At 58.9% G+C, this 23,857-nt stretch carries 22 protein-coding genes; 21 read left to right on the plus strand and 1 reads right to left on the minus strand.

The genetic code is table 11. The annotated features are described in order from the left end of the window. Nucleotide 1 precedes the first annotated feature (1 nt). From DXZ77_RS01315 to DXZ77_RS01410, 20 genes are all read left to right on the plus strand, one after another. Nucleotides 2-1,045, plus strand: a complete 1,044-nt coding sequence (locus DXZ77_RS01315; protein WP_258553065.1) for a homoserine kinase — start codon at nucleotides 2-4, stop codon at nucleotides 1,043-1,045. A gap of 330 nt (nucleotides 1,046-1,375) precedes the next feature. After that, nucleotides 1,376-3,283, plus strand: coding sequence for a transcription termination factor Rho (rho, locus tag DXZ77_RS01320; protein WP_371666969.1), 1,908 nt, complete (start codon nucleotides 1,376-1,378; stop codon nucleotides 3,281-3,283). Nucleotides 3,284-3,516: 233 nt separating this feature from the next. Then, the gene (locus DXZ77_RS01325) at nucleotides 3,517-4,875 is read left to right on the plus strand and encodes a HAMP domain-containing protein (protein WP_115029361.1); all 1,359 of its coding nucleotides are present in this window, start codon (nucleotides 3,517-3,519) and stop codon (nucleotides 4,873-4,875) included. Between the two features lie 144 nt (nucleotides 4,876-5,019). Next, on the plus strand, nucleotides 5,020-5,235 hold the full coding sequence (gene rpmE / locus DXZ77_RS01330; protein ID WP_115029363.1) for a 50S ribosomal protein L31: 216 nt from the start codon (nucleotides 5,020-5,022) through the stop codon (nucleotides 5,233-5,235). 93 nt (nucleotides 5,236-5,328) lie between these two features. Next, nucleotides 5,329-6,420 carry a peptide chain release factor 1 gene (prfA, locus tag DXZ77_RS01335; protein WP_115029364.1) on the plus strand — a complete coding sequence of 364 codons (1,092 nt, stop codon included), beginning with the start codon at nucleotides 5,329-5,331 and terminating at the stop codon, nucleotides 6,418-6,420. Then, nucleotides 6,417-7,325 carry a peptide chain release factor N(5)-glutamine methyltransferase gene (gene prmC, locus DXZ77_RS01340; protein ID WP_115029366.1) on the plus strand — a complete coding sequence of 303 codons (909 nt, stop codon included), beginning with the start codon at nucleotides 6,417-6,419 and terminating at the stop codon, nucleotides 7,323-7,325. Before prfA ends, prmC begins: the two co-directional genes overlap by 4 nt. 93 nt (nucleotides 7,326-7,418) lie before the next feature. Next, nucleotides 7,419-8,252 carry an L-threonylcarbamoyladenylate synthase gene (locus tag DXZ77_RS01345; protein WP_115029368.1) on the plus strand — a complete coding sequence of 278 codons (834 nt, stop codon included), beginning with the start codon at nucleotides 7,419-7,421 and terminating at the stop codon, nucleotides 8,250-8,252. A 122-nt stretch (nucleotides 8,253-8,374) separates the two neighbouring features. Then, complete coding sequence (locus tag DXZ77_RS01350; protein WP_115029370.1) at nucleotides 8,375-9,508, plus strand: glycosyltransferase family 4 protein; 1,134 nt, start codon at nucleotides 8,375-8,377, stop codon at nucleotides 9,506-9,508. Between the two features lie 310 nt (nucleotides 9,509-9,818). Then, nucleotides 9,819-10,280, plus strand: coding sequence for a hypothetical protein (locus DXZ77_RS01355; protein ID WP_115029372.1), 462 nt, complete (start codon nucleotides 9,819-9,821; stop codon nucleotides 10,278-10,280). Further along, a complete protein-coding gene (locus DXZ77_RS01360; RefSeq protein ID WP_115029374.1) occupies nucleotides 10,277-10,651 on the plus strand; it encodes a hypothetical protein in 375 nt (124 codons plus the stop codon). Before DXZ77_RS01355 ends, DXZ77_RS01360 begins: the two co-directional genes overlap by 4 nt. Continuing rightward, nucleotides 10,648-11,454 carry a F0F1 ATP synthase subunit A gene (atpB, locus tag DXZ77_RS01365; RefSeq protein ID WP_028327097.1) on the plus strand — a complete coding sequence of 269 codons (807 nt, stop codon included), beginning with the start codon at nucleotides 10,648-10,650 and terminating at the stop codon, nucleotides 11,452-11,454. Before DXZ77_RS01360 ends, atpB begins: the two co-directional genes overlap by 4 nt. Before the next feature lie 133 nt (nucleotides 11,455-11,587). Then, nucleotides 11,588-11,794 (plus strand): ATP synthase F0 subunit C, encoded by a 207-nt coding sequence (locus tag DXZ77_RS01370; protein ID WP_028327096.1) that lies wholly within the window; start codon nucleotides 11,588-11,590, stop codon nucleotides 11,792-11,794. 77 nt (nucleotides 11,795-11,871) lie between these two features. After that, the gene (locus DXZ77_RS01375; RefSeq protein WP_115032374.1) at nucleotides 11,872-12,468 is read left to right on the plus strand and encodes a F0F1 ATP synthase subunit B; all 597 of its coding nucleotides are present in this window, start codon (nucleotides 11,872-11,874) and stop codon (nucleotides 12,466-12,468) included. Then, on the plus strand, nucleotides 12,468-13,286 hold the full coding sequence (locus tag DXZ77_RS01380; protein ID WP_115029376.1) for a F0F1 ATP synthase subunit delta: 819 nt from the start codon (nucleotides 12,468-12,470) through the stop codon (nucleotides 13,284-13,286). The genes DXZ77_RS01375 and DXZ77_RS01380 overlap by 1 nt, the downstream gene beginning before the upstream one ends. A 105-nt stretch (nucleotides 13,287-13,391) precedes the next feature. Continuing rightward, nucleotides 13,392-15,029, plus strand: coding sequence for a F0F1 ATP synthase subunit alpha (gene atpA, locus DXZ77_RS01385; protein ID WP_115029378.1), 1,638 nt, complete (start codon nucleotides 13,392-13,394; stop codon nucleotides 15,027-15,029). 78 nt (nucleotides 15,030-15,107) lie between these two features. Then, nucleotides 15,108-15,992 carry a F0F1 ATP synthase subunit gamma gene (locus DXZ77_RS01390; RefSeq protein ID WP_115029379.1) on the plus strand — a complete coding sequence of 295 codons (885 nt, stop codon included), beginning with the start codon at nucleotides 15,108-15,110 and terminating at the stop codon, nucleotides 15,990-15,992. Nucleotides 15,993-16,021: 29 nt separating this feature from the next. Beyond that, a complete protein-coding gene (gene atpD, locus DXZ77_RS01395) occupies nucleotides 16,022-17,479 on the plus strand; it encodes a F0F1 ATP synthase subunit beta (RefSeq protein WP_028327092.1) in 1,458 nt (485 codons plus the stop codon). A 214-nt stretch (nucleotides 17,480-17,693) separates the two neighbouring features. Continuing rightward, nucleotides 17,694-19,247 (plus strand): malectin domain-containing carbohydrate-binding protein, encoded by a 1,554-nt coding sequence (locus tag DXZ77_RS01400; RefSeq protein WP_181815986.1) that lies wholly within the window; start codon nucleotides 17,694-17,696, stop codon nucleotides 19,245-19,247. Between the two features lie 138 nt (nucleotides 19,248-19,385). Further along, entirely contained in the window at nucleotides 19,386-21,389 is a 2,004-nt protein-coding gene (locus tag DXZ77_RS01405) for a malectin domain-containing carbohydrate-binding protein (protein WP_115029383.1), read from the plus strand. A gap of 117 nt (nucleotides 21,390-21,506) precedes the next feature. Then, on the plus strand, nucleotides 21,507-22,082 hold the full coding sequence (locus DXZ77_RS01410) for a serine O-acetyltransferase (RefSeq protein ID WP_181815987.1): 576 nt from the start codon (nucleotides 21,507-21,509) through the stop codon (nucleotides 22,080-22,082). A gap of 27 nt (nucleotides 22,083-22,109) precedes the next feature. Here DXZ77_RS01410 and DXZ77_RS12575 read toward each other — a convergent pair whose 3' ends face one another. Continuing rightward, on the minus strand, nucleotides 22,110-22,655 hold the full coding sequence (locus tag DXZ77_RS12575; RefSeq protein ID WP_115032376.1) for an acyltransferase: 546 nt from the start codon (nucleotides 22,653-22,655) through the stop codon (nucleotides 22,110-22,112). Nucleotides 22,656-22,846: 191 nt separating this feature from the next. Here DXZ77_RS12575 and DXZ77_RS01420 point away from each other — a divergent pair, with 191 nt between their 5' ends. After that, entirely contained in the window at nucleotides 22,847-23,848 is a 1,002-nt protein-coding gene (locus DXZ77_RS01420; protein ID WP_115029387.1) for a glycosyltransferase family 2 protein, read from the plus strand. Nucleotides 23,849-23,857 lie beyond the last annotated feature (9 nt).

Below are 23,857 nucleotides of genomic sequence, written 5' to 3' on the forward strand. Positions count from 1 at the left end.
GGTGAAAGGTAGCGCGGTGGTTGAGGTGTTGCCGGTGGGGACGGCGGTGCGGGTGCGGTCCTGCGCTAGTTCGGCCAACTTGGGGCCCGGGTTCGATTCAGTGGGTTTGGCCTTGGGGGTGTGGGATACGTATGTAGCTGGCGTGGTAGAGACCCCTGGGCTAACCGTCGTGATCGACGGTGATGATCAGGGTGTTCCTCGTGATGAGAGGCACCTTGTTTATGCGTCGATGCGTACTGCTTTTGAGCAGGCTGGGGTCGTGGTTCCTGCTGGTTTGGTGTTGAGGTGTGCTTCAACGGTGCCGCAGGGGCGGGGGATGGGGTCTTCGGCAGCAGCTATTACGGCGGGTGTGGCGTTGGCTTTCGGGCTGGTTGCCGTGGCTGAGCAGAATCAGGGTGATGCGCTGGGTCAAGGTGAGGTGCAGATCGACCTTGATGCAGTTAGTGATCTTGCTTCTCGTTTGGAGAGGCATCCTGATAATGCTTCTGCCAGTGTTTTTGGTGGTGCCACGGTGTCGTGGGTGCTGGATGAGGCGGGCGAGCAGGTAGAGCCAGTTCCACGTTTTGCCTCTGCGGTGGTTCCGTTGCATCCGAATATTGAGCCGTTGGTGGTTGTGCCTACGGCTCAATTGCCGACGTCGATTGCGCGATCGGTTTTGCCGGCTTCGGTGCCGCATGGTGAGGCTGCCCGTAATTCGGGTACGGCTGCGTTGTTGACGTTGGCGTTGTCGCAACGTCCTGATTTGTTGTTGCCTGCTACGAGGGAGTGGCTGCATCAGGAGCAGCGGCGTGGCTCGCTGGGGGCGTCGATGGAACTTGTTGATGAGTTGAGAGCTCGAGGGGTGGCTGCTGTGATCTCCGGTGCGGGGCCGAGTGTTCTTGTGTTGGGCTCTTCTTCGGGTGATGCGTCGGTGGTCGAGGCTGTGGTGGCCGGTCGTAGTAGTCAGGGGTGGAAGGTTCTTCGTCCTGGTGTTCCGACGAGAGGTGTGAGGGTTGAGCGTGTTACTCTTGAGGCGCTCTCTGGCGGAGATGTTTCGCTCGCCTGATCAGACCCTGTTCTGACCCTTATCTGACGGGGCCTGCGGATCATTAAGGAGACGGGTCATTTCAGCGGCCTAGATCTTGTTGTTCGATCCGTTCACTTTCGTGCGATGTGCCCCCGATGCGGCGACGATCCGCTTTACCGGTATCCGCTTTCCGATGCCGTGTCCGCTGAGAGTTTCACGTATTCGAAACGGCGCCAGGAACGCGCCTGTATTCACATTCGGTGAATCAGCCCCGTTCCCTGCCGCCGTCCACATGCTGCCGTATCCTTCGGCCGCCGTGGCAAAAACCTCGGAATGAAGCGAGTTGCTCGCCGAGGGGAAGGAACGTTTGTGACCGACACCACCGAAGCGGGTGTGGGAACCGCCCCCAAGCGTCGCGGTCTCACGACGATGCGTCTGGCGGAGCTGCAGGAACTTGCACGGAATATAGGTATCCCTGACACCACTGGGATGCGTAAGGGTGATTTGATCACCGCTATTCGCGAGGTTGAAGGAGCAGGTCGCGGTAGTGGCCGCAACTCCTCTCGGCCGGAGCGACCTGCTCAAACAAATGAAGGCTCCGCTAGATCTGTGGAGACCGGTGAGCAGAGCCGTGCCAGTGAAAAGCGGGAAGATCACGGCGCACAAGACCACGAGAAGCGGACCCGCGTGTCGGAGTCCGGCCGCGAGCGCTCGCATGAGACGCGCGAAGACAAGGGTGATGAACAGGCCGTGGAGGGTATGGGACGCTCCGACAGGCAGGAGCAGAACGGCTATGACCGTTCCGGACGGGGTGAGCGCGGCGACCGTGGTGGCCGCCGTAACCGCAACCGCGATGATGAGCGCGCAGAGCGCCATGAGCGTGGCGGTGACCGGGATCGCTCGGACCGCGGCGACCGTGGTGGCCGCCGTAACCGCAACCGCGATGATGAGCGCGGGGAGCGTTTTGAACGCGGTGAGCGTGGCGAGCGGGGTGGCCGCCGTGGACGTAACCGCGACGAAGATGACTCCCGTGGGCGCCGCCGTAATCGGAACCGTAACCGTGATCGTGATCGCCGTCGTGGTCGCGATGACTTCAGTAACGACCAGGTGGAGTCCTACAGCGAGGATGACGTTCTGGTCCCGGTAGCGGGCATTTTGGACGTACTGGACAACTATGCGTTCGTGCGTACGAGTGGCTACTTGCCAGGCCCGGGTGATGTGTATGTGCCTTTGGCTATGGTTAAGCGTCATGGGTTGCGTAAGGGCGATGCCGTTACCGGTGCAGTGAAAGCGTTGCGTGAGGGTGAGCAGCCTCCGGCGCGACAGAAGTTCAATGCTTTGGTGCGTTTGGACACGGTGAATGGTGGTACGCCAGAAGCAGCTCGAGGGCGTGTTGAGTTCAATAAGTTGACTCCGCTGTACCCGCAAGAACGTCTCCGTTTGGAGACCGAACCGAATGTGTACACCACCCGAATCATGGATCTGGTGTCACCGATTGGTAAGGGACAGCGAGGCCTGATTGTCAGCCCGCCCAAGGCTGGTAAGACGCTGATGCTGCAGGCGATCGCCAACGCGATCACAACAAACAATCCCGAGGCTCACCTCATGGTTGTGCTCGTTGATGAGCGGCCAGAGGAAGTCACGGACATGCAACGCACGGTTAAGGGTGAGGTTATTGCCTCTACCTTTGATCGGCCTGCCGATGACCACACCACGGTTGCCGAGCTGGCGATTGAGCGTGCTAAGCGTCTGGTCGAGTTGGGGCATGACGTGGTTGTGTTGTTGGACTCAATCACCCGGTTGGGGCGTGCCTATAACTTGGCGGCTCCGGCAAGCGGTCGCATCCTCTCTGGTGGTGTCGATTCTGGTGCGCTATACCCGCCGAAGAAGTTCTTTGGTGCTGCCCGCAACATTGAGAATGGTGGGTCTTTGACCATTCTGGCTACCGCTCTGGTTGAGACCGGCTCGAAGATGGACGAGGTTATCTTCGAAGAGTTCAAGGGCACCGGCAACATGGAGCTGCGGTTGTCACGTCAGCTTGCTGATCGTCGAATTTTCCCTGCTGTCGATGTGAACCCCTCGGGCACGCGTCGCGAAGAGATCCTCATGAGTTCCGAGGAATTGAAGCTCATGTGGAAGCTGCGTCGGGTTCTTTCGGCGCTAGAGCCGCAGGCTGCGCTAGAACTGTTGCTGTCGCAGATGAAGAAGACGAAGAGCAACGCAGAGTTTTTGATGATGGTGCAGCGGAACTCCAGTATCAAACTCGAAGATGAGTGACCTGGCTGCCGGAGGTAGTCAGAGTGAGTAACTTTGAAGATTGACGTGCGAGGGTGTCTGCTCCTGCGGTGATGGCCGCACAGGCAGATGCCCTCGCTCCTTGTATCTACGCAATCGCGTGTTGTATTGACACTGAATGTTGGAGTAGCGGACGGTTGGCCCCCAGGGGCTGCGAGCGCTAAAGGCATTGCTAGGCTGCAAATCCAGGGCTGAGCGCGTCGAAGGGAGCTGGCATGACAGGACCGAAGAGTTCCCTTTCCGTGCGAACCAGGATGATTCTTTTCACGACGCTGTTGATTGCGTTGCTTGTGTTGATCGGGAGCTCATCAGCGTGGATCAGCACTCATGCTGCCTCAATGGTGCAGAAGCAGGCGGAAGTGATTGCGCCGGCCAGAGCCGCCAATGTTCGGGTATTGGATGATTTGCGTTCGGCTGAGCGGTCTTTCTCGGCTGCCGTGACTGCTAGTCAAGGCGCTGAAATCGGTGATGTTTCTTCGTCTGCTGACTTGCTGGCGCCATGGAACCGGTTCTCTCAGAGGTATACAACTGATATTGATGCGGTGCAGCGTCTGGCGTGGCTATGGCCATTGAATGACACATCCAGGGTGGGAAATCTTTCGGAACAGATTGCCCAGATGCGGGCTTCGACGGCTGCCTGGGTAGAGGCCAGCCGATTGCTGACGAAAGCAGCTGAAGAAGAGACACCCCCGCAGGCAGACATGGTGAGGGCGCGGGCGTTGTACGGAGTCGCCATGCAAGACAATGCGGCGGTTCAAGCCACTTTGGATGCGGCGGCGATCTCGTGGCGCTCGCAAGTGGTGGACATGCTTGGTGATGGTGCCCGGATTGTTTTGACTGCTACGGTGCTTGCCGCGTTGTTGGCGATTTTTACGGCGTGGCGGACGGTGCGTAGTTTGACTGGCCCGTTGCTTGGGCTGCGGGAAACGTTGCGCAGGCAGGTGGAGGGGGAGCGCACGGCGTGGGCCAATGTGGAGGCAGGAACGCCGGAGATTCGAGCGGTAGCGGCGGATTTGAATCATTTGAATCGGGAACATCTGCGGCTGGTGGATCAGCAGGCGCAGTCGTTGGCGCTGCTGCAGGCTGGCAACGATGCCGTGATGTTGGTTTCTCGTGAGACGAGCATGGTTCGTGCAGCGCAGGTTGCTACCAATGCCATTGGCACTACTTTGGCAGTTGATGCAGTTCGGTTGGCTGGATGGACCGATGAGGGGCCATATGCCGCAGTGTGGTCGCGGACGGCAACTGCTCGTTTACAGGTTCCAGAAATGTGGTGGTACCGGATTTCGGCGCATACGCCACCGACGATAGAGACGCCGTATGCGGTGCGTGTATGGGATGGCGGGGCTCGTAGCGAGCTTGACTCTTTGGATACGTGGATTGCTGAGGATCCCGTGGTGGTGCGTTCTAAGTCGGCGTTGTTCTTGCCAATACTTGTTGATGGTGATGTTGCTGGTGTGATTTCGGTCAGCTCTTGGGCTGATGAGCGCTCGTGGGATGCCTCGGAGATCGCTTATATAGAGCGGGTGATGCGTGAAATGGCTCGCAAGGGCGTGGCTTTGGCTCGCGCATGATGAGGTGGTTTCTCACATAGCGGGAGCTCAGGCATAATTGACTTTGTCTGCCGGTTCACGCAACGCGCCGGTTCACGCACATGGCGTCCACCTCATCATTCGGATGATTTCGTGCGACCCGGCAGCCTCTACCAAGGAGAAACCATGCAGAAAAATATTCACCCTGAGTACCACGAGACAACGGTTACTTGCACGTGCGGTAACCAGTTCACCACCCGCAGCGCTGCGAAGAGTGCCGCTATCAGCGCCGACGTTTGTGCGCAGTGCCACCCGTTCTACACGGGCAAGCAGAAGATCCTAGACACTGGTGGCCGTGTTGCTCGTTTTGAGGCCCGCTACGGTAAGCGCAAGGCCAACTAACGGTCGTGATTGATGCGCCGGACCCGATACTGGGTCCGGCGCATCGTTGTTTCGTCGCGGTGTGCGCGGCGTTGGTGATGAGAGGGGATTGGCATGGAAGTTCAGTCGTTACTGGAAGCTGCACAGCCTCATGTTGAGGAGTACCAGCGGTTGGAGAAAGACCTCTCGGATCCAGTGCTGCTGGCAGACCAGGGACGTTTCCGGGCGGCAAGTAAACGGTTCGCTGCTTTAGGGCCAGTGGTTGCTGCGGCTCGTGAGCTTGAGCAGGTGCATGGCGATCTTGAGGCGGCGATTGAGTTGGCTGATGAGGATGCTGCGTTTGCTGAAGAGTTGCCTGCGCTGCGTCAGCAGCTGGAGAGCGCAGGGCAGAGGCTGCATCATTTGTTGCTGCCACGCGATCCTGATGATGACCGTGATGTGTTGTTGGAGGTGAAGGCAGGTGAAGGTGGGGAAGAGTCTGCCTTGTTCGCGGGTGACCTTGTTCGTATGTATATGCGTTATGCGGAGCAGCGGAACTGGAGTGTGCAGGTTCTGGAGGCCACTGACTCAGACCTAGGCGGGTACAAAGACATTCGGCTGGCGGTAAAGGCCAAAGGCACCCCTGAGCCTGGCCAAGCTCCCTGGGCACGTTTGAAGTATGAGGGTGGTGTGCATCGGGTGCAGCGTGTGCCAGTGACGGAAAGTCAGGGTCGTATTCATACTTCTGCGGCAGGTGTGCTTGTGATGCCTGAGGTGGAAACCGATGACGAGATCGAGATCGGCCCTAATGACGTGCGTGTTGATGTTTATCGTTCTTCGGGCCCGGGTGGGCAGAGCGTTAATACGACGGATTCTGCTGTGCGGTTGACTCACTTGCCTACGGGGATTGTGGTGACGAGTCAGAACGAAAAGTCACAGTTGCAGAACAAAGAGTCTGCGATGCGGGTACTGCGTGCCAGGCTTTTGCAGGCACAGCGAGATGCGGCTGAGGCTGAGGCTTCGGCTGCGCGGCGGAGCCAGGTTCGTACCGTTGACCGTAGTGAAAGGATTCGTACATACAACTATCCGGAGAACCGGATTGCTGATCACCGTACGGGGTATAAGGCTTACAACCTCGATACTGTGCTGGATGGTCAATTGGACCCCGTGGTGGAGTCGGCGATGCAAGCTGATGAGCGGGCACGCATGGCGCAAGCCACCTCATGACCGTTCAATCATGCTCTTTTGGGCAGGCCTTGCGGCAGGCGACCAGAGATCTTCAGGCCGCTGGAGTCCCCTCACCTCGGCGTGATGCTGCGCTGCTTCTGGCGTATGTAACTCGATGTGACACAGCAGATGTGGAGCGCTCTGCACTGTTAGGGCATGCCTTAACAGCAGCGGATATTGCAGCTTACGAGCTGGTAGTGGGTAAAAGGTCGCGCCGGATTCCTTTGCAACACATCACTGGGTTGGCGCCGTTTCGTCATCTTGAGCTGTGTGTAGGGCCTGGGGTGTTTGTTCCGCGGCCTGAAACGGAAATGCTTGCTGGGCTTGCCATCGATGCAGCTACAACGCTCGTGCAGGAAGGGGTTCATGAGCCGCTTGTAGTGGACTTATGTACCGGCTCTGCAGCGATCGCTTTGGCTATCGCGACGGAGGTGCCTCAAGCGCGGGTGATTGCTGTTGAGCTTTCCGGTGATGCTGCACAGTGGGCTGAGCGCAATATCACTTCTATGGCAGCGCAGGTGGAGTTACGTCGCGGAGACGCCACAGCTGAGGCTGTCACGGGCGACCTTGATGGAACTGTTGACATTGTCGTTTCTAACCCGCCGTACATACCGCCAGATGCGATTCCTGTCGACCCTGAGGTTGCTGAGCATGATCCGGCAATGGCGCTATATGGGCTTGGCGATGATGGTTTGGCCATCCCTGCGGCCGTAGCGTGGCGAGCAAGTGGCCTGCTGCGGCCAGGTGGCCTTTTCTTGATGGAACATGCAGATGTGCAGGGTAAAGCGATTGTTGATGTGCTGCTGGGGCAGCAAAGTTGGGTAAAGGTTCATGATCAAAACGACGACACTGGCCGCCCCCGGCATGTAGTGGCCACCCGTGCCACCAGTGGAGAAAACAGCTGACCGGGGCGCTCTAAGCGCGCTTGGAGGACACGATCGTAAGATCGTCAGTGGCACAACCGTAGACACTCCTATGTAGGGGTGGAGGAGGCACAGATGAGCGAAATCGTCGACGGCACCGACAGCGAGACAGCCGATTCGGCGATCCATGCTGTTGCCGATGCGGTACAGCGCGGAGAAGTGGTTGTCATCCCTACTGACACGGTCTACGGCGTGGGAGTTGATGCTTTCAACAGCGAAGCTATTGGTGACCTCCTTGTCGCGAAAGGACGTGGTCGTAGTATTCCGCCACCGGTTCTTGTACCGAACAAGCGCACGCTTGATGGGTTGGCTACATCTGTCCCGGACTATGCTCGCCGGTTGGTGAATGAGTTTTGGCCCGGCCCGTTGACGATTGTTCTGCAGGCACAAAGTAGTCTCGTATGGGATTTGGGTGACACCAACGGAACTGTGGCACTGCGTATGCCAGACTCTGAGCTAGCTTTGGCTGTTTTGGCTCTTACCGGCCCTATGGCCGTCACGAGTGCAAATAAGCATGGCCACCCGGCTGCGACAAGCGCTGCTGATGCTGAGCGCGGACTCGGTGATGCTGTGTCTATCTATCTCGATGGGGGCCCGGCTAGCCGTGGGCAGGCCTCGACGATTATCGATGCCACAGGCGCAGACTTCACAGTTCTACGTGAAGGTGAAATATCTGAAGCACAGCTGCGTTCGGTGGCGTTTCCTGGTGACGACGTCGCGCCTGCAGACACGCCCGAAGTTGAGCAGAGACCTGAAGTCGAGCAAAAACAATCGCACCCTGGTGAGAAAGCCACGAGTGCATCGGCTGAATCGTCAGCTGAAGAGCAAGGCACATCACACGTCGAGCAGAACAAGGAACATGCGAGAACGAATACTGAACCACCTACAGCAGGTAGTAGCTGTTCATGAAGTTCTGGGTCGACACCAAGGCTCAGACTGCTCTCTGCCTCGGGGGAAGTCAGATCTCGTGACTCTAGAACTCACGCGTGTCACGTGGTCGGGGGTAAACCGGCGTTGGCAGGAGGGCTAGCGTGCGCGAGTACTTTTTCATTGCGACGCTTGCTGCTGCTTGTACTTTCGTTATCACTCCATTGATTAGGCGGCTGGCTGTGCGTGTTGGTGCGGTTACCGCTGTGCGTGCTCGTGATGTGCATTCGCAACCGATCCCACGGCTGGGCGGGTTAGGTATATGTCTCGGCTTTCTTGCTGCGGTGCTAGTGGCTCGACAATTGCCGCATCTATCTCAGATTTTCGACAGCACTGAAATTCTTGGTATTTGCGCTGGGGGAGTTTTATCTGCTGCAGTCGGGGCTATTGATGACATTGTTGAGCTTGATGCTCTCACTAAATTAGCGGGTCAAGCTATTGCTGCTGGAGTGATGGCATGGTTTGGTGTGCAGCTGCTATCGATTCCACTTTTCGGTGTCACGGTACTTCCTAGTCCGGTTCTTATTGGTTTGACCGTTTTTATCGCCTTGGTTGCGATGAACGCGGTCAACTTTATTGACGGCTTAGATGGCTTGGCTGCAGGAATTGTTGCTATTGCTGCTTTTGCTTTCTTTATCTATGCATATCAGCTTTCGTATACTTACGATCCGCCGAACGTCATCTCCACCGGCACGTTCGTATGTGCTGCTATTTCTGGAAGTTGTATCGGATTTTTGCCGCATAACTTTCATCAGGCCAAGCTGTTTATGGGGGACTCGGGGGCATTGTTCCTTGGGCTGATGCTCTCTGCTGCGATGATCTCAATGATCGGCAATATCGATCCGACGGCTCACGTTACGCAGAACGATGAAATCGTTCTCTACTTGCCTTTGATTGTTCCAGTGGCGGTTCTGGGTATTCCGTTGTTGGACATGTTTATGGCTGTGGTTCGGCGTGTGCGCCGGGGGCAAAGCCCTTTCCAAGCTGATGCTCAGCACCTTCAGCATCGAATGCTTCGCATTGGTCACTCGCATAGGCATGCGGTGCTTTTGCTGTATTTGTGGGCGGCCATCGTTGCTTTTGGGGTTGTCTCGTTTAGTTTTGTTGATGGGCTTATGCCGCTGGCAGGGATCATGTTGCTCGCTGCTGTTGCTTTGGTGCTCACGCTCAATGTGGGGGATCGGATGCGGATGCGGCGTTCTCGGCTTCGGCTGTCCAAAACCCGTGAGGCTGAATGAAAGCAATCGGGGGTGTGGGTGCCGAACTGGCGGATCGACCAGGTCATGCGTGTTAATCTCAGGTAAGGAACAGCTGTGGCTCAGATTTAAAGGAATCTTCTCAGTGGCGTTGTAAAACGTTGCTGGTGCTCACAGGAAAGTTCATGCCCCGCCAACAGGTGGAGGCGCTTGCTCCCACTGGCCGAACTTCAAACTGCTTCAACTGATTTCGAAGATTTCGCTCGATGTCTGTACGCGGCGTTGAATGATCGGCTAGGTTTTGAAAACTCTTGGCCGACGATGACCCAAACCTTCAAGGGGGTGCCCCGTAGTGACGTCCACCATGACGCATTCGAGGGCACGCATCATCACTGACGTCGGTGTCGAGTCTGCTTTTAAACCGATGATGTTGACTGCATGCTGCGCTAGCGCGGCTGCGGCGCTCATCACCACCGTGACTGCTATAGCTTTCGGGCCTGACGGAGCAGCGCTGGCCTCCTTTGCAGGAGCTACATTTGCCGCCCATTTTTTCGCTATGGGGGCGCTAGGTATCTGGCTGATCTTGCGTGGGCCAACCGCTAACTACCTCGTCGGTGCTTTAGGCGTGTACGTGATCCAAGTCATCGCGCTTGGGGTCGTGCTCATGCAGCTGCCTCGCATTCACATGCCAGCCCCTGAGTGGTTCAGCGCGAGTGTTGCTGTGGAAGTCGTGGTGTGGCAATCAGCACAGGCGTACTCCTTGCTACGTGCCCGTGTATTTGCTTACTCCACAGCTGAGCGAGGTGAGTCGTGAGATACGTGCCACCCTCGCAACGACGAAACACCGACTGGAACGCCCTCGCACAGACCGAAAAAAACACGTCAGACAACGCATCCAACGCAGCATCGCGCCTGGTGGCTTACCTAATCGCTGGTCCTGTCGTGTACGGCGGGTTGGGCTACCTCATCGACATATGGCTCGGAACACGATTCGGTATCGCAGTCGGAACTCTCCTGGGGCTCGGGTTGTCTTTGTACATCGTCTGGCTCCGGTACGGTGGGAGCCAATCCCCTGTCCCTTCCGCCTTCGCGCCGCACACCGCCAAGGTGAACGAGCCGGTAGCGCGTCCTAACGTGACCGCTTCCCCCGGATTGAACCGCACAACATCTGAGGAGATTTCGTGAGCTTCACCAGCGCGGCCTTCGCCGGAGCCCTCACCGCTTCCGGCAGCGAGTTCGTGGCACCCTCCACCGGTGACTTCTGGACCCCACTCATCGGCGACGGTGCATTCGCTTTCACCCGCCCCATGCTGGTGTCCCTCGTGGCAGTTGCCATCATCGCCACGTTCTTGTTCCTCGGTGCCCGCCGCGCAGCGGTCGTGCCCACCAAATCCCAGTTCCTCGTCGAATTCATTTACGACTTTGTTCGTAACGGCATCGCACGCGACATGATTGGCAGCAAACACTTCCTACGTTTCCTGCCGCTGCTGCTGGCCTTGTTCACCTTCATCCTGGCCAACAACCTTGCTGGCGTGATCCCGTTCTTGCAAAACCCGCCCACTGGCCGAATCGCCTTCCCGCTTGCCCTTGTTCTAGTGGTGTACCTGGCTTACCACTACGTCGGCCTCAAACAGCATGGCGTTGGCGGCTACCTCAAAACCATGGTCCCCGGTGGCCTTCCCGCCTGGATCGTGCCTTTCATCTTCCTCATCGAATTCGTCACCAAGTTCCTCATCCAGCCGATGACTCTCACCCTGCGACTTTTCGGCAACATGCTTGCCGGTCACATGACTCTGGTGCTGTTCATTCTCGGCGGTGAATTCCTCCTCTTCAGCGCCCCCGGAGCTCTCAAAGCCGCAGGCATTGCTGCATACGGCGGAGCCTTCCTCATGACCTGCTTCGAGATGCTGATCCAGTTCCTGCAGGCCTACGTATTCACCTTGCTCACTGCTTCCTACATCTCAAGCTCTCTCGAAGAAGCACACTGACACTTTTTCTTCTAACCGCATCTGCACCAGGTGATGCGCCCAATACTCACAACTTCATAGACCACCCGTTCACACGAACGATGCTTCGGCACCAGCCGAGGTAACTCACCACCAGAGAAGGAATCTGCAGATCATGACCGGCTCCCTTTCCCTAGTTGGCTACGGCATCTCGACGCTGGGCCCGGCCCTCGCGATCGGCCTCATCTTCGCTGCCCTCATCAACGGTGTGGCCCGTCAGCCTGAGGCCAAGAGCGTCCTCCAGCCGCTGGCCATCCTGGGCTTCGCTGTCGCCGAGGCACTCGCCATCCTGGGCTTCGTTCTCGTCTTCATCCTCCGCTGAGTCCGACCGCCCACCCCCAACGCCCGGCCTAACCAGGCCGGGACGATGCATGGCACAAGGAGTTCTCCGTGCAGAACATGTCGAACCTCGCGGCCGCCATTCCCGCCGCAGCGGGCGGTGGCGGCAACCACGGCTTAGGCATGCCGATTCTCCCTCACCTTGGTGAGTTGATTTTCGGCTGTGTCTTCTTCGCCGTCTTCCTTATCTTCATTATCAAGTACGTCGTTCCCAAGATGGAGACCGCCTACACACAGCGTGTGGACGCCATTCAAGGCGACATGAGCCGTGCGGAGAAATCCCTCGCCGAGGCGGAAGCTCTTAAGGCCGAGTACCAGCGGATGATGGAAGACGCCCGCCACGAAGCAAACCAAATGCGCGAACGCGGCCGTGAAGAAGGTGCTGCAATCGTTGCCGAGATGCGGGCCCAGGCCAGCGCTGAAGCCGAGCGCATCATTGAATCTGCCCGTCGTCAGGTTGAAGCCGAACGCGCAAGCGCCATGGCTGAACTGAAAAACGACGTCGGGCGAATCTCCACCGATCTGGCAGGTCGCATCGTCGGCGAGTCCCTTCAGGACGACGCTCGACGCAACGGTGTCATCGAGCGGTTCCTGCAACAGCTCGAAGACGGCACCTTGCAGCGTGAGACCTCCACGATGGACTGGGCAGGTCGCTGATGGATGGTGCACCCCGCTCGGCATGGCAGAGCGCGGTCGAGACACTCGCCGGTTACCAGCGGGCCGGAGGTCCTGACCTCCGTTCCCTGGCCGGAGAGCTGTTCTCGGTCTCGGAACTTCTTGCCGACAACGCCAAACTACGAATGGCTCTCACGGATCGCTCACGCGATGCGTGGTCCAAGCGTGAACTGGCACGTCGTCTTTTCGGTGGGCGACTCAGCGAACCTGCTTTGGCTGTTGTCGAGGCCGCCGTCTCTGGGCACTGGAAAGAGTCCTACAACCTCATAACCGGTATGGAACGCCTCGGTGGCGACTGCGTCTTGGCCGCAGCGCAAACCGAAGGAAACCTTGACCAGATAGAGCGCGAGCTCATCGCCGTCGAGGAAAAGTTCCGTCAGGACCACCAGATCGGTGCAGCGCTCTCTGGGGATCGCGGAGACAAGCGCGCTAAAGCAGAACTCGTGGCGCGCCTGCTGGCCGGAAAAGTTCTGCCCGACACTGTCTGGATCGCCCAGCGCCCCGTGCTTAACCCCCGCGGGTACGACTATGCGACGGTCATTCGGCGCTACCTCAGCCTCGCGGCTAAACGACGACAGGCAGTCACCGCTGTCGTCACCACACGTACATTGCTCCCACAAACAGTCGTCAGCCGGCTGCAAACGGGCCTGAGCAAAATGTACGGAACCACCATTTTCGTCACCCAGGTCGAGGACCCCCAGCTGCTCGGCGGTCTTCGTATTCAGGTCGGCGACGAAGTCATCGACGGCACGATCGAGCGTCGACTGGCCGATGTCAGCCGCACCTTGAGTGTGTCCTGATACCAGCACCGCCCGGTGTCAGGCACCGAGGCACACCGCCGGATCCCCGGCACCGATAGCCCAACTGGCCGCCTCGCGGCCGCCGATGAGGAGAGAGACTTAACGATGGCGGAGCTCATGATCCGTCCGGAGGAAATCCGGGACGCCCTCGACCAGTTCGTCCAGTCATACGAGCCCGATGGGGCCTCCCGCGAGGAGGTCGGACGCGTCACCGACGCCGGTGACGGCATCGCACACGTCGAGGGCCTGCCCTCAGCGATGACGAACGAGTTGCTGCGCTTCGAGGACGGAACCCTGGGCCTGGCCCTGAACCTCGACCGCCACGAAATTGGTGTGGTCGTTCTGGGTGATTTCTCCGGCATCGAAGAAGGACAGGCAGTGCACCGCACCGGAGAAGTTCTCTCCGTGCCTGTCGGCGACAACTACCTCGGCCGCGTGGTGGATCCCCTGGGTCGCCCGGTAGACGGTCTTGGCGAAATCAAGGCAGAAGGGCGCCGCGAGCTTGAACTCCAGGCTCCTAACGTGATGTCGCGTAAGAGCGTTCACGAGCCACTACAAACCGGTATCAAAGCCGTTGACGCGATGGTGCCGATTGGTCGTGGCCAGCGCCAGCTCATCATCGGTGACCGTCAAACTGGTAAAACCACTGTTGCCGTTGACGCAATCCTGAACCAGAAAGCCAACTGGGAATCGGGAGACCCCAACAAACAGGTCCGATGCATCTACGTCGCTATCGGTCAAAAGGGCTCCACGATCGCCTCGGTGCGCGGCACCCTCGAAGAGGCCGGCGCTTTGGAGTACACCACCATCGTCGCCGCCCCCGCTTCTGAGTCCGCTGGCTTCAAGTACCTGGCTCCCTACACTGGTTCGGCCATCGGTCAGCACTGGATGTACGGCGGAAAACACGTCCTCATCGTCTTCGATGACCTGTCCAAGCAGGCCGAGGCTTACCGTGCAGTGTCGCTACTGTTGCGCCGCCCGCCGGGCCGCGAAGCCTACCCCGGTGACGTTTTCTACCTGCACTCTCGCCTGCTTGAGCGTTGTGCCAAGCTCTCCGACGAGCTTGGAGCTGGTTCGATGACGGGACTACCCATCATCGAAACTAAAGCCGGTGACGTCTCCGCGTACATCCCCACCAACGTCATTTCCATCACCGACGGCCAGATCTACCTGCAGGCCGACCTCTTCAACGCCGACGTACGCCCGGCTATCGACGTGGGTGTCTCCGTCTCCCGTGTTGGTGGTGCCGCGCAGATCAAGGCAATGAAGTCGGTCTCCGGGCGCCTCAAGATCGACCTGGCCCAGTTCCGCGCCATGGAAGCATTCGCCATGTTCGCCTCCGACCTCGACGCAGCCTCCCGAGCTCAGCTTGACCGCGGCGCCCGCCTGGTTGAACTGCTCAAGCAGCCACAAAGCTCCCCGCTGCCCGTCGAACTACAGGTTGTGTCGGTCTGGGCTGGCACCACCGGAAAGCTCGACAAAGTCGAGGTTTCCGACGTGCGCCGCTACGAGGCTGAATTCCACGAGTTCCTCCAACGCAACCACCAGGCAGTCCTCAATGGCATCGTCGAAACCGGCAAACTCGACGACGCCGCAATCGACGCCCTCGAGACCGCAGTGAAGGAATTCGACAACCAATTCCAGGCCGGTAGCGGAGGAGCAATCACTCCCGGCTCAGTTGCCGAGGACGTTGACGCCCTCAGCGACGAGCAAATGGACCAGGAGACGATCCGACGCGGCTGAGGCCTGTAAGCCGCCGACATCACACAATGTCGGCGGCCCGGTCCAGCCCGTCCGATCCGATCAGGAAGGCGGTTTTCCATGGGAGCGCAGATCCGGGAGTACCGGAGCCGCATCCGCTCCGTCACTGCGACGAAGAAGATCACGAAAGCCATGGAGCTCATGGCTTCGTCCCGACTGGGTAAAGCCCGTCGACGCGTCGAAGCCACCACTCCCTACGCCGACGCGATCACCAAAGCACTTGCTGCGGTTACACGACATTCGGACGTCGATCACCCCCTCACCCGCGTGGTAACCAACCCTCGCCGGGCAGCGGTTCTGGTCGTCACCAGTGACCGAGGACTAGCAGGTGCGTACTCGGCCAACGTCCTCAAAGCAACAGAGCGACTCGTCGAACGCCTCAACCAGCAAGGCATCGAAGTTTCAGCGTTCCTTTATGGACGCAAAGCAATCCAGTACTTCTCCTTCCGTTCACGCGAGTTCGTCAACTCCTGGGAAGGAAACACGGATGCGCCGGTCTACGAGACCGCCGTAGAGATCTCCGACACCCTGCTTGATGGCTTCCTTACCGACAGCCAACCCTTCGACGAGGTCCACGTGGTCTACACGCGGTTCAACTCGATGGTTTCCCAAGAGGTCCGCGCCCGCCGCGTGCTACCCCTGGCTGTCGTCGATGCCGAGCACGAACACGAGAAAATGCACTCGCTGTTCGAGTTCGAACCAAGCGCAGACGAAGTCCTCGACGCCGTACTACCCCAGTACGTACGTCACCGCATCTACAACTGCCTGCTCCAGGCGGCCGCATCCGAACTGGCCAACAGGCAACGAGCCATGAAATCGGCAACTGACAACGCCGAAGAGCTCATCAAGACCTACACCCGGCTGGCGAACCAAGCTCGCCAGGCCGAGATCACCCAGGAGATCACCGAGATCGTGGGCGGCGCGGACGCGCTCGCGGACGCGTGATCGGGCGAGAGAACGAGGAGTACTCAGCAATGTCAACTGCGTTCGTCGAGGAGTCCAGCCAGGACGCCAACGCGCCCGGCACAGGACGGCTTGTCCGCGTCATCGGCCCCGTCGTCGACGTCGAGTTCCCCGAGGACTCGATGCCAGAGATGTACAACTTGCTTTACAGCGAGGTGACCCTCTCCGAAGGAGAGCGTCGCATCAACTTCGAGGTCGCCCAATTCATCGGCGACAACGTCGTTCGTGCCGTCGCTTTGCAACCAACCGACGGTCTTGTCCGTGGCCAGAAAGTGATCGACACAGGCGACTCCATCCAGGTCCCGGTAGGTAACGCCACTCTTGGTCACGTCTTCAACGTGACCGGTGACTGCCTTGACCTTCCCGAAGGAGAAAAGCTCGAGGTCGGTGAAACCTGGGGCATTCACCGCAAGGCTCCCGCATTCGATCAGCTCGAATCCAAAACCCAGATGTTCCAGACGGGTATTAAGGTCATCGACCTGCTCACCCCGTATGTGCAGGGTGGAAAGATTGGTCTGTTCGGTGGTGCCGGTGTTGGTAAGACCGTTCTGATTCAGGAAATGATTGCTCGTGTGGCCCGCGACCACGGTGGTGTATCCGTGTTCGCAGGTGTTGGTGAGCGTACCCGTGAAGGTAACGACCTCATCGTCGAAATGGAAGAAGCTGGCGTTCTCGGGCAGACCGCGCTCGTGTTCGGCCAGATGGACGAGCCCCCAGGCACCCGTCTGCGCATCGCCCTGTCTGGCCTCACAATGGCCGAGTACTTCCGTGACGTGCAGAACCAGGACGTGCTGCTGTTCATCGACAACATCTTCCGGTTCACGCAGGCCGGTTCCGAGGTTTCTACGCTGCTGGGTCGTATGCCCTCGGCCGTGGGATACCAGCCGACGCTGGCCGACGAAATGGGTGTGCTCCAAGAGCGCATCACCTCCACACGCGGCCACTCCATTACCTCGATGCAGGCCATCTACGTGCCCGCCGACGACTACACCGACCCAGCTCCGGCCACGACGTTCGCTCACCTGGACGCCACTACCGAGCTGAGCCGTGAAATCGCCTCCCTGGGTATCTACCCCGCAGTGGACCCGCTGACCTCCACGAGCCGTATTCTCGACCCGCGGTACATCAGCAAGGCCCACTACGACACCGCCGTGCGCGTTAAGGGAATCCTGCAGAAGAACAAGGAACTCCAAGACATCATCGCCATCCTCGGTATGGACGAACTCTCCGAGGAAGACAAGATCGTCGTCAACCGCGCCCGCCGCATCCAGCGCTTCCTGTCGCAAAACACCTACGTTGCCAAGCAGTTCACCGGCATCGAAGGATCGACAGTTCCGCTGGACGAAACCATCGACGCATTCACACGCATCTGTGACGGTGAGTACGACCACGTCCCAGAGCAAGCGTTCTTCATGTGTGGTGGCCTCGACGACGTCGAGCGCCAGGCCGCAGAACTCGCTAAGAAGTAACCACCATTGGTGCACCCCAACCGGGGTGCACCAATGCAACAGGTGTGGGGCTCCGACCATAGTCGGAGCCCCACACCTGTGATGGACACCTGGATGTGTCACATGACTTGGACAAGGAAATAAAACACACTCATGTGATGTAAATGGTGGCCGATGGGGGATGTGTCAGCGCGGCAACGCCGCCGCGACACACTCAGCCAGGGAAGGCCCCGCCTTGTTTACACAGATCCGCATCGCAAGCTCACGTATCGCCGGCCGTGCAACGATAGCTACCGCATCCGCGCTGCTTTTGGCCCCCGCCTTCGTGGCAGCCGCCGCGGTTCCCAACACAGCCCCCACCACTGGCAAAACCTCCACCACCCAAAACACGGCAGCCCGGCCCCGCAGCGTCTTTGCCGTACGGGCCTCCTCACACCCCAGCGCAGTACGCGACGCATCCGGCAAACTCTGGGAACGCATGCCACTGACCTTCGGCACAACACAACGCTCCCGTGTCACTGTCACCTCCGTGCCCTCACCCCGCGAACGCATCGCTTACCAGTCCCTGGCCAACAACGCCACGGGCTATCAACTGCCCGTACCCAACGGCACCTACCGGGTCCGGCTCATGTTCGTTGAACCTTCCGCAGCCCCCGGCGAACGCGTCTTCGACATCACCGCCGAAAACCGCAAGGTCGCAAACCGATTCGACATCGCTCGTGTTGCTGGACGCAACCGCGGCTACGACCTCAACATCACCACCCGCGTCACCGACGGCCTCCTCAACATTAAATTCACCTCTCGCAGCGCCAAAAAACCCGTCATCAGTGCCGTCACTGTCACCTCCCGCGGCAAAGTCGCCACCCCCAGCAACACTCGCGTCGTCAAACTCAACGCGCGCTCACCCTTCTACACCCCTATCGACAAAGCACCACTGGCCGCGAACTCCGAGCAGTCCATCGCGCACCTTGCCAGCCAAGTGCGCGACAACTGGGGCGGAACCGCAGCTACTAACGCCTACGAATTCAACGGCGCAGTCAACATCGCCACCCCCCAAACCCCCCGCATCCGCGTGGGATTCCACAACTGCCAGAAAAAACCCTCCACTCCCGCAGGTCTCTACGACGGCCCCAAATACTTCGTCAATGTTCCCGTTCCAGCCAATGCCACCGCAGCACGCGGCAGCGACGGTGAAATGAGCATCTACAGCCCCGCCACCGATCAACTCTGGGAGTTCTGGCAGATGCGTCGCGGCACTAGCGGATGGGAAGCATGCTGGGGCGGGCGCATCGACAAAGTATCTAGCAATATCGGTCAATTCGCCTTCCCCTACGGCGTTAGCGCTTCTGGATTAGCCATGGCCCCCGGCCTCATCGGTATCGACGAAGCACGCCGAGGCACCATCAACCACGCCATGTACCTGGCTGTTCTCGACAGCCATCGCTGGGATAAATTCTCTTGGCCCGCCAACAGATCAGACGGTATCTCCACCAATCCCAACGCCCTCATGGAAGGGCAACGCATCCGCCTAGACCCCACCATCAACCTCAACGACTACAACCTCACCCCCTTCGGGAGAATGGTCGCCGAAGCTGCACAAAAATACGGCTTCATCATCTCCGACAGATCCGGAGCCGTTGCCGTCGCGACCCAAGACGGCCGAGCCGAACAAGCCCGCACCGGCATCAACCCCTGGGGAACCCTGCTAGGCGGTCCCGCCTACAGCGCACTGAAAAACTTCCCCTGGGACAAAATGCAAGCCCTTCCCAAGGACTACGGCAAGAACTGACCAGGCACACAGTCAGGGAGGCCGGACAAATCCGGCCTCCCTGACGCCGCATCCCCGGCACAGAGGGATCCCCCCAAATGACCTCAGCCGAGGAACGGATGCCTCGGCATATACACCCCCACGGAAGGAACCATCGTCATGCCTGCCTACAGCACACCAGCACGCACAGCCATCGCTCTGGCACTTGCTGGAACTATTGCCTCCGCAGCGGTAACCCCAGGTCACGCCACCCAATACGCCGCAGCACCCGCAGCTACCGCAACGGCCACTAACACCATTCGATTGGCTGCACGCACCACCTCACGCGTCGATCCAGCGGGAAACACCTGGAAACCCTTATATGCACTTCGCGGAACGCCCAACTACCGCGTCACCCCCGCTAGCCAGGCCATCAGTAACACCAATGACCCGGACCTCTACCGCTACGAGGTCTACGGCCTGACCGGCACCACAATTCCTTTGTCCACCGCTGGCCGCTACAACGTGACGATCGCCACCGCAGAGCCCTACTGGAAAGCAAAAGGCAAACGCGTTTTCGACATCACAGCCGAGGGTGTCACCGTCGTTGACGACCTGGACATCTACGCCACAGCCGGCTACTCCACCGCCCACAACGTCACCTTCACCACCACCGTCACTGACGGTGCACTCGATCTGAAATTCCTCGCCAGCGTTGATAAAGCCATCATCGCCGGAATCACCATCACACCCACAACAACGCCGTCTACCGACACCACAGCACACAACTCATTCACCTCACGCATGGTGGCTTCACCTACACCAGTCACCGACAAATCCGGCAACGTCTGGAGCCGCTGGTCAGCCACACTCGGAACGAATCGCGTTGACCGTGGGCTGCGCGGCATTGACATCAAAGGCACCGACGATGATGAGATCTACCGCACCTATGTACAGAACCCCCGCGGATACGCCCTCAATGTTCCAGGCAAAGGCCGCTACAAAGTACGCCTCGCTATGGTCGAAAACACCTATTGGAATAAAGGCGGCCGTGTCTTCGACGTCCTCGCCGAAGACACCCCCGTGGTCAAAGACATCGACATCACTGCTGCAGTCGGCCCCCGCGCCGCCTACGACGTCACCTTCGAGACCAACGTCACCGACGGCATCCTCGACCTCATCTTCCGCGCCACCGCCGGAACCCCCACCATCAGCGCCATCGAAGTCACTAACGTAACCCCCCTCAACACCACCTCAACCACCAACCACCCAGGACTACCTTTCCCTCTTTACCCCAACTCCGTCTACGCCACTGATATCAGCACTGCCCCCCTGGCCCCTAACGCCCACGCTGTCGGCACTTATATCGCCCACCAAGCAGCTACCCGATACGACGGCTACGCCGGATTCAATAACCGTGAATTTGCCACCGCCATGCACATCGCCACCGCCGACACCCCCCGCACCGACGTCATTCACGCCTGCGCCACCGACTGGGGAGTACCACCCAATCTTTTCGACGGAGACTCCCATTTCCGCTCCGTCCCCATCCCCGTTAACGCTCTGCCGGCGGCCGGCTCCGACGGAGAAATGAGCATCTACGACCCAGCCACCGACCAGCTCTGGGAATTCTGGAAAATGTCTCGAGACAGCAAAAACCAGTGGCAAGCATGTTGGGGAGGCCGCATCGACAATTTCTCCACCAAAGAAGCTATTTTCCCCACTGGATTCGGAGCTTCAGCATCCGGAATGGCGATCTCACCGGGAATGATTACCCTCGACGATATTCGCCGCGGCCGCATCGACCACGCGATCGCGCTTGCCGTTCCCCACCCCAGTGGTCTGGGACATAGTTGGCCAGCCAACCGTACCGATGGCACATCAACAGACCCGAACGCCCCCTACGAAGGCCAGCGACTGCGCCTACCGGCAAACCTCGATCTCGACAAGTACAACCTCACCCCTACCGGCCGCATGATCGCTGAAGCCGCACAAAAATACGGATTCATCGTTACTGACAACGCCGGTGCTGTCTCAGTCACTGCCGAATCCAGTCGAGTCGTCACTGCCCAAACAGGTAGAGATCCCTGGTCTGCTTATCTGGGCAGCGACGCCTGGTCCACGATGCGTGACTTCCCTTGGACAGAGCTAGAAGCACTGCCCATCAATTACGGGAAACGCTAACCGACACAAATATTCACATCGCGAACCGCCAGAGTTGGCCGGGAGTGCGCATTAGGCTGTGCACGCCCGGCCAACGTTGTACTTCCGGGGATGCACCCACTAAAGGAGAGCGCTGCGATGGCACAACAAAAAACAGCCGCAGAGCCACCCCAACCTCTTTCTGCAGACCAACCCGTTCACGACCCGGTTCGGTGGTGTCGCGCGATGCTCGCCGCCGACTATCCCCGCAACCCGTACTGGACCCAACGCCTCACCCTTTTTTGCCTGCGAGCAGGACGAGCCTGGCATCGGCAGCCGGGGCTGAAAGCTTTCCTAATCCGTCGTGTGCTACAGGTCCTCAAATTTGTGTGGGTTGAAGGGTTTATCGGTTCTGAGATTCCGAACCAAGTGTGGATTGGGCCCGGCGTGCGCATCCCGCACGCTCTGCGCGGTGTGATGATTCACCCGAGCGTGACGATCGGCGCGAATGTCACGCTCTATCACCAAACTGTTCTTGGTGTTCGTGACACCAGAGAAGGCCCCACATTAGGGGACGACATTGTCGTCGGCGCTGGTGCGAAAATCCTTGGCCCCATCACAGTGGCATCTGGGACGAGTATTGGCGCCAACGCAGTTCTTGTGTCTGACACTGAACCGAATACCACGTGGGTGGGGATCCCCGCTCGCCCAGTTACCTCTCGCCGGGACCGGTGAACGAACTGGTCATCACGTGATAGCCGGTTAGGTTCGCTGACGAAGCGGTGCGGCTGGTACACCTACCGCGATCCACCCAGCGGGGATCTGGCCACGCACAACCGCGCCAGCACCGATCACTGCCCCGTCACCAATCCGCGATCCAGGCATCACTACTGCGCCAGCACCGATCCACACATCGTCACCAATCACCACTCCATCACCCACCCACGGCTGTGTATTGATCGGTGTCCCTGGAGCCGTGCCGTGATTAGTGCCAATGATCGTGATGTGTTGCGAAATGAGGCAGTCAGCTCCGATAACGATCCGGGCCCCCGCACACCGGATGTTATTGAACTCGCCGATATACGTTCGGTCACCAATTTCCAGAAAAGAACCGTTGAGTTCTCCGCCCTGAGCGACGTTGACCACTGTTGGGCCCTCGATGGTGACCTTGCTTCCTAGCCGTACCTGGCCAGGATCGCCGGAAAACTTCACTGTGGTGGAGATGCACGCGTCTCGATGACGCGCCTGGAGTCGCAGCAGGGGCAGGCGTTCTTTTTTTAGTGAGCGGAGCATCGACTTCAGGGGCATGGGGCCGAGCATAGAAGGCAGTAGCGAATAGACAGGACAAGGGGAGTCAAAGAATCTTCATGGGTTGGTAAAGACAGTTGTGTTGGCTGGCTATCAAAACCAAGAACCGTGAGGGTGGTTGCAAAGAGCTGTCAGGAGCGGTCGAGTGCTGCCTGGCATCGAAGCGCACGTGAGGCAACGCGGAGGCTTTCATGACCCCGGCCAATGACGAAACGGAGCGGAACAGTACTGATGCTGCACCCACCGTTTCAGTGATTATCCCTACCTATAAACGGCTCGGGGTGTTGCAGCGGGCATTGGAGTCGGTGTACTCCCAAACGTTCACAGACTGGGAAGCGATCGTTGTTGATGATCACGGGCAGGACGGGACGGCCGAGTATATGGCCGGGGTGAGTGACCCGCGGGTGCGATTTTATGAGCATGAGGTCAATAAGGGCGGGAACGCGGCACGCAGCACCGGGATCGCGCATGCGCGAGGTGAATGGGTTGCGTTTTTGGATAGTGATGATGCGTGGCGGCCAACCAAGCTGGAGAAACAGTTGGCGATGTTGCGGGCAAGCGGGCCTGAGTATGGGTTGGCTGGGTGCGGGATTGAGCATTACGCCCCAGATGGCACGTCAGAGATGGTGCAGATTCCGCAGGTGGATGGGTGGATCGCTACCGAGATGATGACGTGGAACCCGCTAGGAGGATTCTCAGCGATCATGGTGCGTCGTTCGGCTCTTCTTGCTGCAGGAGGGTTGGATCCGACGATGCCAGCTCAACAGGATTGGGAGTTTTATGTGCGGGTGTCGCGGTTGGTGGCGGTGTGTGTGGTGCGTGAAGTGTTGGTCGACTATCTCGCTGACCCTCATGACCCGATCCGGATCACTGTCGACAACTCGCGGGTGGTGAAAGGTATGCGTCGTATGTGGGCGCATGTTGTGCAGCATCGGGATGAATTGACTCCTGAGCAGAGAGAGCAAGCGGTTCGGTATTTCACGACGATGTTGGCCAATGTGGGGGCGGTGGGAGATGTTGCGTTGATTTTGCGCTCGGGGATGGTGCCAGCGCGGCCAGGTGAGGTTAAGCATGGGGCGCATATGTTTGTGCGTTCTATTCGTAATCAAGTGCGTGCGGCTGCTGAAGGTCAGCGCCGGGCAGCGGAATTGGTGAATTCAGCGGGGAAGCGAGCCAAAATTAGTCGCATGTGACAGATAGGG

This window comes from Dermatophilus congolensis (assembly GCF_900447215.1).
Classification (GTDB): domain Bacteria; phylum Actinomycetota; class Actinomycetes; order Actinomycetales; family Dermatophilaceae; genus Dermatophilus; species Dermatophilus congolensis_A.

What these genes read in the sequence shown, in the direction of transcription:
- DXZ77_RS01345 (WP_115029368.1), top strand. Translation starts at nt 7,419, where the DNA reads ATGAGCGAAATCGTCGACGGCACCGACAGCGAGACAGCCGATTCGGCG.
- DXZ77_RS12575 (WP_115032376.1), bottom strand. Translation starts at nt 22,655, where the DNA reads ATGCCCCTGAAGTCGATGCTCCGCTCACTAAAAAAAGAACGCCTGCCC.
- prmC (WP_115029366.1), top strand. Translation starts at nt 6,417, where the DNA reads ATGACCGTTCAATCATGCTCTTTTGGGCAGGCCTTGCGGCAGGCGACC.
- atpA (WP_115029378.1), top strand. Translation starts at nt 13,392, where the DNA reads ATGGCGGAGCTCATGATCCGTCCGGAGGAAATCCGGGACGCCCTCGAC.
- DXZ77_RS01325 (WP_115029361.1), top strand. Translation starts at nt 3,517, where the DNA reads ATGACAGGACCGAAGAGTTCCCTTTCCGTGCGAACCAGGATGATTCTT.
- prfA (WP_115029364.1), top strand. Translation starts at nt 5,329, where the DNA reads ATGGAAGTTCAGTCGTTACTGGAAGCTGCACAGCCTCATGTTGAGGAG.
- DXZ77_RS01375 (WP_115032374.1), top strand. Translation starts at nt 11,872, where the DNA reads ATGTCGAACCTCGCGGCCGCCATTCCCGCCGCAGCGGGCGGTGGCGGC.
- DXZ77_RS01405 (WP_115029383.1), top strand. Translation starts at nt 19,386, where the DNA reads ATGCCTGCCTACAGCACACCAGCACGCACAGCCATCGCTCTGGCACTT.
- DXZ77_RS01370 (WP_028327096.1), top strand. Translation starts at nt 11,588, where the DNA reads ATGACCGGCTCCCTTTCCCTAGTTGGCTACGGCATCTCGACGCTGGGC.
- atpD (WP_028327092.1), top strand. Translation starts at nt 16,022, where the DNA reads ATGTCAACTGCGTTCGTCGAGGAGTCCAGCCAGGACGCCAACGCGCCC.
- DXZ77_RS01380 (WP_115029376.1), top strand. Translation starts at nt 12,468, where the DNA reads ATGGATGGTGCACCCCGCTCGGCATGGCAGAGCGCGGTCGAGACACTC.
- DXZ77_RS01390 (WP_115029379.1), top strand. Translation starts at nt 15,108, where the DNA reads ATGGGAGCGCAGATCCGGGAGTACCGGAGCCGCATCCGCTCCGTCACT.
- DXZ77_RS01420 (WP_115029387.1), top strand. Translation starts at nt 22,847, where the DNA reads ATGACCCCGGCCAATGACGAAACGGAGCGGAACAGTACTGATGCTGCA.
- rpmE (WP_115029363.1), top strand. Translation starts at nt 5,020, where the DNA reads ATGCAGAAAAATATTCACCCTGAGTACCACGAGACAACGGTTACTTGC.
- DXZ77_RS01410 (WP_181815987.1), top strand. Translation starts at nt 21,507, where the DNA reads ATGGCACAACAAAAAACAGCCGCAGAGCCACCCCAACCTCTTTCTGCA.